This window comes from Cyanobacteriota bacterium, assembly GCA_027618255.1.
Classification (GTDB): domain Bacteria; phylum Cyanobacteriota; class Vampirovibrionia; order LMEP-6097; family LMEP-6097; genus JABHOV01.
Window position 1 is genome coordinate 24,694 of record JAQCFG010000006.1, and the last position, 12,926, is coordinate 37,619.

At 39.6% G+C, this 12,926-nt stretch carries 9 protein-coding genes; 8 read left to right on the plus strand and 1 reads right to left on the minus strand.

Annotation, left to right across the window (positions count from 1 at the left end; translation table 11 throughout):
- The first annotated feature begins 22 nt into the window (after positions 1-22).
- The 4 genes from O3C63_01595 (at position 23) to O3C63_01610 (ending at position 7,692) form a co-directional block, all read left to right on the plus strand.
- Positions 23-3,706 carry a hydantoinase B/oxoprolinase family protein gene (locus O3C63_01595; protein ID MDA0771615.1) on the plus strand — a complete coding sequence of 1,228 codons (3,684 nt, stop codon included), beginning with the start codon at positions 23-25 and terminating at the stop codon, positions 3,704-3,706.
- A 91-nt stretch (positions 3,707-3,797) separates the two neighbouring features.
- On the plus strand, positions 3,798-4,868 hold the full coding sequence (locus O3C63_01600) for a hypothetical protein (protein MDA0771616.1): 1,071 nt from the start codon (positions 3,798-3,800) through the stop codon (positions 4,866-4,868).
- Positions 4,865-6,451 (plus strand): methylenetetrahydrofolate--tRNA-(uracil(54)-C(5))-methyltransferase (FADH(2)-oxidizing) TrmFO, encoded by a 1,587-nt coding sequence (gene trmFO / locus O3C63_01605; protein ID MDA0771617.1) that lies wholly within the window; start codon positions 4,865-4,867, stop codon positions 6,449-6,451. Before O3C63_01600 ends, trmFO begins: the two co-directional genes overlap by 4 nt.
- A gap of 68 nt (positions 6,452-6,519) precedes the next feature.
- Positions 6,520-7,692: a Fic family protein gene (locus O3C63_01610; GenBank protein MDA0771618.1), complete on the plus strand. Its 1,173-nt coding sequence runs from the start codon at positions 6,520-6,522 to the stop codon at positions 7,690-7,692.
- Here the strand turns inward: O3C63_01610 and O3C63_01615 are convergent.
- On the minus strand, positions 7,683-8,717 hold the full coding sequence (locus O3C63_01615) for a hypothetical protein (GenBank protein ID MDA0771619.1): 1,035 nt from the start codon (positions 8,715-8,717) through the stop codon (positions 7,683-7,685). The two genes, O3C63_01610 and O3C63_01615, sit on opposite strands and share 10 nt — an antisense overlap.
- A 153-nt stretch (positions 8,718-8,870) precedes the next feature.
- Between O3C63_01615 and fumC the strand changes: the two genes are divergently transcribed.
- From fumC to O3C63_01635, 4 genes are all read left to right on the plus strand, one after another.
- Positions 8,871-10,268, plus strand: a complete 1,398-nt coding sequence (fumC, locus tag O3C63_01620) for a class II fumarate hydratase (protein ID MDA0771620.1) — start codon at positions 8,871-8,873, stop codon at positions 10,266-10,268.
- Between the two features lie 193 nt (positions 10,269-10,461).
- The gene (locus tag O3C63_01625) at positions 10,462-11,844 is read left to right on the plus strand and encodes a hypothetical protein (GenBank protein ID MDA0771621.1); all 1,383 of its coding nucleotides are present in this window, start codon (positions 10,462-10,464) and stop codon (positions 11,842-11,844) included.
- A gap of 85 nt (positions 11,845-11,929) precedes the next feature.
- On the plus strand, positions 11,930-12,760 hold the full coding sequence (locus O3C63_01630) for a hypothetical protein (protein ID MDA0771622.1): 831 nt from the start codon (positions 11,930-11,932) through the stop codon (positions 12,758-12,760).
- Positions 12,757-12,912: a hypothetical protein gene (locus O3C63_01635; protein ID MDA0771623.1), complete on the plus strand. Its 156-nt coding sequence runs from the start codon at positions 12,757-12,759 to the stop codon at positions 12,910-12,912. The genes O3C63_01630 and O3C63_01635 overlap by 4 nt, the downstream gene beginning before the upstream one ends.
- Positions 12,913-12,926 lie beyond the last annotated feature (14 nt).

The window sequence follows — 12,926 nt, forward strand, 5'->3', positions numbered from 1 at the left end:
GGCTGAGTTGACTGAGCTGTCAATGATGACACTACTTAAGGAGCGTAACGCAGCAGATGGGACTTTGCGGATAGGTTCTAACTATCAGTTTTTTATAGATAGGGGCGGCACCTTCACCGATTGCTATGCCGTTACTGATAAAGGTTCTAGGATTATTAAGTTATTGTCTGTTGATCCTATGAATTATGCTGATGCACCTCGTGAAGCGATTCGTAGAGTCTTGTTGCAGGATCATGACTTGGCTATTTTAAAAGATCCGTATAAACCCTTTCCAACTTCTTGTGATCATTATCATATTGAAACTATTAGGATGGGGACTACTGTTGCAACTAATGCTTTGCTTGAACATCAAGGAGCCAAATTTGCATTCATAACTACTAGCGGTTTTGCTGATTTATTAGAAATTGCCTATCAGAATCGTCCCAAGATTTTTGATCTTGAAATTATAAAAGTTAAGCAGCTTTATTCTCGTGTGATAGAACTTGATGAAAGGATTTTAGTTAGTGGAGTTGAAAAAGAATTAGATCTAGATCAAGTTTGCAAGCAATTACAAGAGCTGCTTGATGCTGGTATTGATAATTTGGCTATAGCTTTGATGCATTCTTATGCTAATCCGCAGCATGAGTTGAGACTTAAGGATCTCGCTCAGTCAATGGGTTTTAAGCAAGTCTCTATCTCATCGGAGATTAGTCCAATGATCAAAATCGTGCCGCGTGCCGATACTACTTGTATCGATGCTTATTTAAGTCCTGTCTTAAAGCAGTATGTAAATAATTTCAAGAATGGTTTTAGTGATGGTTTAGCTAAGACTCAGTTGATGTTTATGAAGTCAGATGCTGGCTTGACCAAGGCTGAAAGTTTTGCTGGTTACAATTCTATTTTGTCAGGTCCTGCGGGGGGAGTGGTGGCGCTTTCGTCATTGCGAGGCCCAGAGGAGTGCGGCAATCCAGTTATCGGTTTTGATATGGGCGGCACCTCAACTGACGTCTCGCGTTATGCTGGTGAGTTTGAAATGAGTTTTGAATCAGAGATCAATGGTCATCGAATTCAAGCGCCTCAACTTGATATCAAAACAGTAGCTGCTGGCGGCGGTTCAAGATTGTTCTATGACAATGGAATGTTTAGGGTGGGACCAGAAAGTGCTGGTGCTGATCCTGGTCCAGTCTCTTATGGCAAAGGCGGGCATCTTGCAATCACAGATGCTAACTTGGTTCTGGGGCGATTGATACCAGAGTATTTTCCGCAAGTCTTTGGCAGGAACGCAGATCAACCACTTGATAAAGCAGCAGCCATTAGAGCATTTGAAGAATTACGCGAAGAAAATAATCTGGATTTGACTATTGAAGAAATTGCCAGTGGTTTTATTAAAGTAGCTAATGAAATAATGGCAAGACCAATACGTGAGATTTCAATTATGAAAGGACATGACATTAAAACTCATAGTCTTGCTTGTTTTGGCGGGGCTGGCGGGCAGCATGCTTGTGCCATTGCTAGAGACCTTGGAATTAACAAGGTCATTATTCATAAATATTCTGGGATACTTTCTGCTTATGGTTTGGCGCTTGCTGATGAAGTGGTAGAAAGACAAAAGCCGGCATCATTGCCAGGAGCAACGGAGCTGCGACGCGGCATTCTAGAGCTAGAAGCAGAGTTTTCATCTTTAATAGAAGGGATTGAAATAATTAAACAGTGTATAATTATTAAATATCTCAATCTGCGCTATCAAGGTACTGATACACAGTTTATGATCAAAGAGCCTGAGGATGGGGATTATAGTAGAGCATTTAAAGAACAATATCTTAGGGAGTTTGGTTTTGATTTAACTGATAGAGAGATTCTTGTTGATGATGTGAGGGTGCGAGTTGTTAAGTCTTCGGCTTTAGCTCAGCAGGGAATAGGGAATAGGGAGAAGGGACTAGGGAGCAAGGATCTTGCTTTCAGTGCACAAGTTTATTTCGATAAGTGGTATGAAGTACCAGTATATTTGTTTGGTAACTTGGGTTTTGAACAAGAGATTATGGGACCAGCAATTATTATGCAGGATACGGCAACGCTTGTGATTGAACCTGAATCAACTGCTTCATTAAATTCTGATGGCAACTTGGAGATCCAAGTCAAGCCCTATTCCCTATCTCCTATTCCCTATTCCCATCAAATTGATCCTGTCAGTTTAACCATCTTTGCCAACCGCTTTATGTCTATAGCTGAGCAAATGGGACGCTCTTTGCAAAAGACTTCTATCTCTACTAATATCAAAGAGCGTTTAGATTTTTCTTGTGCGATTTTTGATCAGGATGCTGGCTTAGTTGCTAATGCGCCTCACCAACCGGTGCATCTAGGATCAATGGGGCATGCAGTCTCTAAGCAAGTTCAAGGCTCTGAGATTCAGGTTGATAAAGTGCAGTCTGGAGATAGTTTCTTGACTAACCACCCTGCTATGGGCGGTTCTCACTTGCCTGACCTTACTGTAATCACGCCAGTATTCCCGTCTTCACTACGTTATGACGCGGCAAGTGCTCCAATTTTCTATGTCGCTAATCGCGCTCACCATGCTGATATTGGTGGTATTAGTCCTGGTTCGATGCCTAGTTTTTCAACTAGTTTGGATCAAGAAGGAGTGGCAATCAAGAGTTTTAAATTAGTTGACGCTGGTGAGTTTCAAGAACAAAGTTTGCGTGAGCTTTTGAGTTCTTCAAGAACACTTGAAGACAATATTTCTGATTTAAGAGCACAAGTCGCCGCAAATAAAAAAGGTATAGAGTTGATTGAAGCGCTTATTGCTGAGTTTGGACAAGAGCCGGTTGCCTTTTATATGAAAGAAATTCAAGCGAATGCTGAAGAAGCTGTGCGTTCGTCATTGCGAGCGTCAGCGAAGCAATCCAGTCTAGAGGCTCGTGACTATCTTGATGACGGTTCTGTGATTAAGCTTAAAGTAGAAATAAACCAAAAAACAGGTTCAGCGATTTTTGATTTCACTGGTACTGCTGCAAGATTAAAAAACAACCTCAATACTCCTGAAGCTGTTACTAGCTCGGCTATTCTCTATGCGCTTAGAGCCATGATCAATAAAGAGATCCCGCTTAATCAAGGTTGTCTAAAACCAATCACGATTGTTATTCCAGAAGGGTCTTTATTGAAGCCGCCAGAAGATGCAGCGGTGGTTGCAGGTAATGTGCTTACCAGTCAAAGAATCGTTGATGTGATTTTCAAAGCTTTTGGAACTTGTGCTGCTTCGCAAGGTTGCATGAACAATATTAGTTTTGGCAATGACCACTTTGGCTATTACGAAACCATCGGTGGCGGAGCTGGGGCTGGACCGACTTGGCATGGAGCGTCTGGAGTGCACACTCACATGACTAATACTCGCATCACTGATCCTGAGATTTTGGAAACAAGATACCCGGTAATTCTTAGAGAGTTTTCTATTCGCAAGGGCTCTGGCGGCCAAGGGAAATTCAAGGGTGGTGATGGTTTAGTTCGTGTCTTTGAATTTCTTGATAACTTGCAAGTCTCGATTTTAACTGAGAGAAGAGTCTACGCGCCTTATGGGATGGCAGGTGGAGAGGATGGAGCGAGGGGGGAGAATAGGCTTGATAAGGCAGATGGATCTAGTATTCAACTTGAGGGCAAGTGTTCTATAGATCTTGCCAAGACTGATAGATTGAGGGTTTTAACCCCTGGTGCTGGTGGATATGGTGAGAGCTAAAGTAAATGCGGTAAAATAATACATATGGGGTTTGTGACAGATTGCCTACTCGCATGAGCATTGTTGATTTTAATATAAGGACTTGGTTTTAATGATGGCGGTTAAATCGGTTTTGCATCAATTAACAGGACCTAGTGATGGGTTGGTGATACCAAATTGGATAGATCTTGGTGCTAATTTACAAGAAGTAATTGACTATAGACCTATAGCACAAGACTTGGCACAACCAAGTCTCGGTCTAGGGCGTTTTCGTTTGGATTCAGCTCAATCACTTGTAGACTTGAAAGAAGATTTATTGCCTTACAGACCACATTGGTTACTAAACAAAGTTTGTTCTGATAAAGAGGGTTTCACTGCTAAGGATCTTTCGAGGGCTTTAAAAGAATTATATGTTGAGTTTGAATCAGCATTACGTTATCGTGGCTGTTCATTTATAAATCCTAAGCCAGCTCTTGGTGAACATATTGATAAGTCTATTAAGATTGCTTGGAAGATATTGGCTGATGCAGGAATTAAATCAGAGAGTCGTTTTGGTGAAATACTGGAGTGGATGATTCGTATGCATGATGCTGGTGAGATTCTTGGTGAGTTTAGTACAGAGAGTGAAAGACAAGCGGAAAGAGGTTTTGAGCAAAAAGCCTTTCGTGCAAGAATTGAAAGAAGAATTGCTAGCTTGGCATTGGTTTTGAAGATTGATTCGATAATCAGAAATGACTCAAATCAATTTGATAAATTTGTAACGGAGGGACGTAACTTAATATCACCGAGTAAAGGACGTGATGCTTTGATTAAGGCTTCTAGATTTTTATTAAACTTTACCAGTAAACCTCTTGTGATTACAGATGATGCAATGCAAATTAGAGATCGATTAATGGTGTTCTATGATGCTGTAGAAGATGGGGTTGGTTTTGCAGCTGCAACAGCTAAGGTAATTGAAAAGCTGGAAACCTTTGCATACGTAGCTGATAAGAATATCCCAGAGAATTTTGAAGCTCATGATATCGTGAATGTGATTAAATATCCTCGTAAAGCTATTAGGCATATTATGGATTTAGCTCAAGAAGCAACAGAACCAATTCTTATTAAAATAGCTAACGCAATTAATATTTTTTATGAGGGTAAAAAAGCTAAACTAATAGAGCTATTAAAAAAGAAATTATGAATATGCTTAAAGAAATCAAAATCATTGGCGCAGGACTTGCAGGCACAGAAGCTGCTTGGCAATTAGCGCAAGGAATCCAAGCGAGAGGACTTGATTGGAGAATTAAGCTCTATGAAATGCGCCCAAAGGTCAAGACTCCAGCGCATCATACTGATAACTTGGCTGAATTGGTTTGTTCTAATTCATTGGGTTCTGAGTTCCTCACGACGGCTCGAGGAGTTTTGATTCATGAGATGCAAGAGTTTGATAGTTTGATTATTCGCGCTGCCAAAGAAGCTAAGGTACCAGCTGGGCAAGCACTGGCTGTTGACAGAGATCTTTTTGCAAAAGTAATCACGGAAGCTATTACTAATCATCCTTGTATAGAATTGATTCGCGAGGAGTATTGTGATGATTTAACTAAGGAAGAGGGGATTGTGATTGTTGCTTCTGGTCCGCTTACTTCGCCGCATCTTGCTGAGAATATAACAGGATTGCTTCGCTCTGCTCGCAATGACATTGAATTCTCAGAATCACCTTTTCTACATTTCTTCGATGCTGCTAGCCCAATAGTCAGTGCTGATTCAATTGATATGGATATTGCTTTCCGCGCTTCGCGTTACGGGAAAGGGGATGAGGGAGAAGGGAAAGGGGATTACATAAATTGCCCCTTCTACTCCGAAGAAGAGTTTCAAAAATTTTATGATGCCTTAATGTCTGCTGAAAGAGCGCCACTCAAAGACTTTGAACTAGAATCTATGGCTAAGCAACAGCTGCCGCAATTTTGTTCAAATTCAAGGCCTGCGAAGAGTGTGAAGGCTGAGTTGACTGAGCCGTCAATGATGACTTCACAAGATGAGCGAAACGCAGAACTTGGACAAAAGGGCAAAGCTGTTAAGTTCTTTGAGGGCTGTATGCCAATTGAGGCAATCGCTGAACGCGGCAGTCAAACAATGTGTTTCGGTCCACTCAAGCCAGTTGGTCTAACGGATCCTCGTTATCCAGATCGCAGAGCTGTTGCAGTTGTGCAGTTGCGTCAGGATAATGTAGCAGCGTCACTTTATAACATAGTTGGCTTTCAGACTAATCTTAAGTGGGGAGAACAAGCAAGAGTATTTTCTATGATTCCTGGATTGAAGAACTTAGAGATCTTGCGCTACGGAGTGATGCATCAAAATATTTTTATTAACTCGCCTTTGTTTTTGAATGCGGATATGTCTATGAGGGGAATGGGGAACAGGGAAAAGGGAAAAGGGATATTTTTTGCAGGGCAATTGACTGGAGTGGAAGGTTATACTGAGTCAGCAGCAACTGGAATCATTGCAGCTAGATCAATTCTTGAGCCTGACGCGCAGCCTCTGCCTCAAGAAACCATGATGGGAGCTCTTTCTCACTATATTTCTCATGCCGAAGCAAAACATTTTCAACCCATTAATTCTAATTGGGGCTTGATTAATACTCAACCTGAGAATTTAGAAAAACAATATCGTAAGAATAAGAAGCTAAGGCAAGAGTTTTTGGCTAATAGAGCACTTGGATTGATCAGGGATAGTGGCAAATATAGTGGCAAATATACTGGTAAAAAACTATTAGAAATACTATGAAATTGTGGTATAATCATACATACATACAAGCATTAGTGGCAAAAATAGTGGCAATCTAGAGGGTAATTATGGCTAAAACAACAACTTATTCTATGGAACCTATGTTACCTAGAGAAGGTGATAAAGAACTTGAGAATTTGGCTCTTGATTTGGTTGCAAAGTCTCAAGCACTTGCTGTTAGATTAAATCCACAGTTAGAAAAATCTATAGGTGATTTAGTTAGGTCTATGAATTGCTATTACAGTAATTTAATTGAAGGTCATCATACTCATCCAATAGAAATAGAACAAGCTTTGAATGATAATTATTCTATTAATCCTGAAAAGAGAAATCTACAATTAGAGGCTCGTGCACATATTGAGGTACAAGCATACATTGACCAAGCAGAAATAAGTGATGAAATTTCTTCCTTGCAATTTATTTGTAGTATCCACAAAAAGTTTTATGATTTATTGCCTGATGAATTAAAATGGGTTGGCAGCTCTAGTGCCAGCAAGCGGAAAAAAGTTGAAGCAGGTAAATTACGTGATGGCGATGTACAAGTAGGGCAACATATTGCTCCTGCTGCTAGTGATTTAGAGTCTTTGTTGCTTCGTTATCAAGAGGTTTATGATTTTACTTCTTTGTCCAAACTTAGGTCAATCATTGCTGTTGCTGCTGCTCATCATCGTTTTGTTTGGATACATCCATTTTATGACGGCAATGGTAGAGTTGTGCGCTTGTTGTCACATGCATATTTAAAACAATTAGGTATAGGTAGTAGTATCTGGTCTGTCTCTAGGGCTCTTGCTCGCAATGTTCAAGAATACAAAACTTTGTTGATGGCAGCAGATGGACCAAGACAGGGGGATTATGATGGCAGAGGTAATCTTTCTGAAAAGGCATTGAAGGATTTTTGTGTATTTTTTTTAGGTGCTGCTATCGATCAAGTTGAATTTATGGATTCTCTTTTGGAACCAATATCATTTAGAGAAAGAGTAAGCCAGCACATCCAGATGGAAATAACGAAAGGAGCTTTACCAAGAGGTTCTTTAGCTTTGATTAAAGAAGTAATTTTGCGAGGTGAGGTCGAGCGTGGCACAGTAGCTGAGATTGTTGATTATAGTCCTCGCCAAGCAAGAACGATTTTATCAAAATTACTTGAATATGGCATCTTAACTTCTTCAAGTCCAAGAGGAGCTGTGCGCTTATGCTTTCCCGTTAAGGTGCTTGAGTATTGGTTCCCGCGACTTTATGCATAAGCCATACGTTTGTCTTTGATCCTATCCTTAAACTCATTATTTGCCATGGTTTCAGAGGGCTTAATGTAGAAGTAATTAGCAATAGTAGAGAGCCATTGTACATAGTGACTAATTACTCGTGATTTATTATTGTTCTTGCTTGAAATTGCTGACTGCCAGACATCAAGCCCATGAGCTGCGATATAAAGCGATCCAGAAATCATGTAATTAATATCGCCATGCAAGATTTTGGCAACGTCGCAAATCACTCCTCCTAGATTTCTTACTAGAGAGAATCCGGTTTTGATTCTTGGATGTATTCCATCGGCAACGAGCCCACCAAGCCCGCCAAAGAAATTCATGTTACCGCCAAGATGCATTAAGTGAAAATCATCTTTACTGACAAGTCTCTGGAGACCACCCTTGCTAAAGATCTCACTAATCATTTCTTTGTAACTGTTCCAGTGTTGTTTTAGGTTAGCCATAAAACTAGTTTTGTCATTGATGCGTGGATTGTGTGCACTTGCCATCATAGTCGTGCCGCTACTAAGTCCTTGGGCTAGAAACATGTCATCGACAGGGAACCATGTAACAATTGCAGGGAATAAGAACTTGGAAAGACCGTCAAGTGAGTTGTTGTCTCGCAAGGAGAGCTGCCCTTTGTCTGTGTAATTAAAGAGGTTGACCACCTTAGAGACTTTGGGCGCTAGCGAGTCGATCGTTTTACTAAAGGACTTAGGGAAAAAATTAAAGCTACCGTTGAGTCCAACTAATAAATGGAAGTGTGAGGCAATTCCAACAAGTATTTGCCAAACACGATCTGGCACAATTGATTTGGCTTTTTCTTGATTGGTGTTTGTTTGCTTTGGTGCTTCTGGTATTGAGCTAAGATCAGGTAGTCCTTCTGCACTATTAAGTGCTTGAATGACTTTTTCGTTTTCTAGTTCTTTGGAGAGGTAGTCTTGAGCAGGGGCAAGGCCGGCTGAGCCAACCATACTTGGTCGGTCAGTTAAGATAGCCAAATTAAGCGGATTACTTTGCATCACTCAATATATGTAAGTATATAATAGATGGGGATAGGTATTATGCCATTTGGGCGAAATACATTTGTTTCTTTCAGATAGTCGATCAAATATGGCTCGATATAAGGATTTTGGGCCAATAGGTGTTTCGCCTCTCGGGCATAGTAGACTAGGGTTATGACAAGTGATTTTAGAGTTGAGAAAGATACTATGGGTGAAATTCAAGTCCCGGTATCTAGTTATTATGGAGCCCAAACAGCCAGATCTTTGGTTAATTTCAAAATTGGCAAGGACAAAATGCCAATAGAAGTTATTCGTGCTTTTGGTGTTCTCAAAAAAGCAGCAGCCCTAACTAATTGCAAGCTAGGAATTCTTGATCAAAGCACAGCAGATTTAATTTCCCAAGCGGCTGATGAGGTGATTGATGGCAAGCTCGATGAGCATTTTCCTCTTGTAGTTTGGCAAACAGGTTCTGGTACTCAATCTAATATGAACGTCAACGAAGTGATTTCTAATCGTGGAATTGAAATAGCTGGTGGCGTGATTGGCTCTAAGACACCGGTTCATCCAAACGATGATGTCAATAAATCGCAATCCTCTAATGATACTTTTCCAGCAGCGATGCATATTGCAGCAGCAACTTTCACGTTGACTCGCTTGGCTCCTGCTATTTCTAAATTACGTGACGCCTTGAACGCCAAGTCAGTTGCTTTTGAAGATATAGTCAAGATTGGTAGAACTCATTTGATGGATGCAACTCCACTGACTTTGGGACAAGAATTTTCTGGCTATGTTCAGCAATTAACAAAATCACTTGAGCGTATTGATGCGGTATTGCCAGATATGATGGAACTGGCACTTGGCGGAACAGCTGTTGGCACTGGTTTAAATAGTCATCCTGATTTTGCTGTAGCTGTTGCCAAATCTATTTCTGATATTACTGGTTTTAAATTCATCACAGCTCCAAACAAGTTTGAAGCACTTGCAGCACACGACGCGCTTGTAATGGGTCATGGTGCACTGAAAACAATTGCTGTTTCTTTGATGAAAATAGCAAATGATATTCGTTTACTTGGTTCAGGTCCTCGTTGCGGCATTGGTGAATTAAATTTACCAGAGAATGAGCCGGGTTCGTCAATTATGCCAGGCAAAGTCAATCCTACTCAATGTGAGGCTATGACTATGGTCTGTGCTCAGGTGATGGGTAATGATGTTGCAATTAATTTTGGTGGCGCGACAGGTCATTTCCAGCTTAATGTCTTTAAGCCGATGATGATTTTTAATTACCTCAACTCAGCTCGCTTGCTTAGTGACGCTTGTGAGTCATTTACCGAGAACTGTGTAATTGGAATTGAAGCTAATGAAGCTAATTGTAAAAAGAACTTAGAAAACTCTTTGATGTTGGTAACAGCACTCAACACTCATATTGGTTACGATAAAGCAGCCGCAATAGCAAAGAATGCCCATGTCAAAGGACTGACTTTGCGTGAGTCTGCTATTGCACTTGGTCATTTGAATGATGAACAATTTAGTAATTGGGTTAAGGCTGAAGAGATGACTGGTCCTAGGGTTTAAGTCATTTGTTGAGTCGCTGTTAGAAAATTGAGTCCTTTATGGTTACCGAAACAGAGCATTGTATTGACACATGGTTTGAAAACTTCATGTGGCAGACACTTAATTTCATGTAATTTCCTTCCTCGCCTGCTACTATAATTTCTTAAGCATTTATATTAACTTAATAGTTAATTGATTTGTTGAGGGAATTATCATGCAAATAATAATAACGCCAGGAATTATAGGGAAACAACAATATCACAAAGCTTTTCAGAGACAGCTTTTGACCAGAGGACTTGTACTGCTGGCCCTAATATTAAATTTTACTTCTTTAGCAGCGAATGCAGAGAGAACAAGATTAGAGTCAGTTTATTTTAATAGCGACTCATCTCTAATTATTGAAACAGAATCTAAATTAGAAATGTCTTTACCAAAACTAATTGGTGATACGTATATTGTGGCTATTAATGATTCTAAATTAGCAAACGATATTACAAAACAAATATCTACCGAACAGTTTGAAATTGAATTAATTAAAACTAAATCAGCAAATAAGAATTTTTGGTCTTTTAATAATTTGGTGGAGTTGAGAATTAAACCCAAAAAACAGAGTCGCTACGAAATTCAAACAAGAACTGTTTTAGAAGGTCTTGCTTATGAATTTAATATAGTCGAGCTGGATGATTCGAGTCTTGTATTGAATGAAGTTCAAGATGAAGAAGTTTTTGAAGATAGTTTAGCTGATGATTTAGTTACTAGTTTAGGCTTAAAGAAAGTTGAAACAGAAACGATTCATCATTTATCAGCCAAGATTGATATAGGCAAAAATCACAAAACCAATAAGGGTAGGTTAGACAAGTTTATCGACAAGCTTGATAGTCCATTTGTTAAATCATTACAAGAAGATCAAAACTATCAAAATGAGAGTCAAGAAAAACAAGATTCTAGTGCTTTATTGCATTTGGCAGATACTTTGGTAATCAAGGGACATCTTGCTGATGGTCTTAGGGCTTATAGAGAGGCATTGAAGTTAAACCCCGAGAACCATGATGCTCACCTGGCTTTAGCTAATGCCAGTACTGACCAGGCAGAGAAACTTAATAGTTATTTGGCAAGCGTTGATGATGATGCTTTGATGGCAATTTCGCAGAATTGGTTCAAGCAAGGACAAGAGTCACATGATCTTAAATCTATTGCCAAAGGGCTGGTCGCTTACCAATTTGCAGTTTTGAAAAATCCAAAACGGGCTCAATATCGTTTTGATTATGCCAGAGCCCTAGAGCAATCTGGACCAGTTTTTTATGATCAAGCAGCTAAGCGCTATCTTGAAGCGGCTGCTTTAGCCAAGAAACAATATTTGGCAGGTTTGGATTCTACCGAATTGTTATTGAGAGATTCTACTGAAGCTTTGATTCATATACATAGTTTGCGTGGAGATTTTCCAGTGGCTGCTAAGTATTGCAATTCCTATCTTAATCTAGGCTTCAAAAAATTTCAAAATGGTAAAGCGATTCTTGCCATTATGAAAGAAATCGAAGCTAATCGTAATCCATTTAAACTGGAACTGGCTTATTTAGGAGGCTCAGCGATTGACTAATCTGAGACGATTAATTCTGATACTCGTGCTTTGTCTACAACCAGTCAGTGCTTCTTATAGCGAACACTTGGAATATTTATCTAAGTTGGTAAATCCTGTATCTGGTTTGTCACCTGAGTTTAATCAACTTGATTTGGATCAAGAATCGATAGCTTGGTTGAATCAATTAGATAGGGAATTAGATCCAAGCAAGTTTGGTACTTATGATGCTAGCTTACTGTTGAACTTTGACAGAGCAGGTTATATTAGTGCTATAACTCTTGCCAATCTAAATTCTGTTAGTGGCAATTTAGATGATTTTAGTTCTTTGATAGCAAAGTTGTTAACTATTCACGCTGGACAGCTACCTAAGAAAATCGATACGGCTACAGTTTTTCGTTTGGATACTAGTTTGTTGTTTGTTGATCGTAAGTTGGTGAGACGAACTGATACAGCAGCAGTAAGAGTGGTAGCGCCAGATTTAATAACCAGCTTATCGTCAGAAATGGAGCTTGAGTTGATAGAGCCAAGCTATGTAGATTATCCAGAGATAGGTGAATTATTAGTTTTTAAATTAAAGCAAGATCAATACTTAAAAGCTACAGTCGCTGCAATAGACTCTAAATCATTGTTACTAAAATTAGTTAGTCTTGAAGAGGGATCTAACAAAGAGTTTGATGATGTATTTTTGCGTATAGCGAGACCGATCAAAGATAAACAAGAGCTGGTGGCAACTATTATTGGTTCAACAATGGCATCAGCATTGAGTGCTGGTATTTTAAGTTCAACAATGAGTTATGGTATAGTACCAGCTACTTTGGCAGTGGCTTCAATGACTAGTAGTATGATCAAGTCAAAGCAGCAGCTTTTATCATTTAATTTATCACGGGGAGATAAAGTGAGAACAGAGGGGTTAACAAAAGGAGAAAAACAATGAAGGAAGTACTAATTTATGGTGCACTTGTAGCAGCGATTCTTGGTGCATCAGTACCGGTAATCACCAATATGGCAAATAATGCTACAACAGCAGCAAATGCAATCAACACATCAGTTAATCTGAGAATGGGTCAATTGTTGACTATTTTGTAATGACAAAGTGGCGA

Excerpts from the sequence above, each read along its gene's own strand:
- trmFO (MDA0771617.1), top strand. The coding sequence starts at position 4,865 with ATGAATATGCTTAAAGAAATCAAAATCATTGGCGCAGGACTTGCAGGC.
- O3C63_01625 (MDA0771621.1), top strand. The coding sequence starts at position 10,462 with ATGCAAATAATAATAACGCCAGGAATTATAGGGAAACAACAATATCAC.
- O3C63_01635 (MDA0771623.1), top strand. The coding sequence starts at position 12,757 with ATGAAGGAAGTACTAATTTATGGTGCACTTGTAGCAGCGATTCTTGGT.
- O3C63_01600 (MDA0771616.1), top strand. The coding sequence starts at position 3,798 with ATGATGGCGGTTAAATCGGTTTTGCATCAATTAACAGGACCTAGTGAT.
- O3C63_01610 (MDA0771618.1), top strand. The coding sequence starts at position 6,520 with ATGGCTAAAACAACAACTTATTCTATGGAACCTATGTTACCTAGAGAA.
- fumC (MDA0771620.1), top strand. The coding sequence starts at position 8,871 with ATGACAAGTGATTTTAGAGTTGAGAAAGATACTATGGGTGAAATTCAA.
- O3C63_01595 (MDA0771615.1), top strand. The coding sequence starts at position 23 with ATGATGACACTACTTAAGGAGCGTAACGCAGCAGATGGGACTTTGCGG.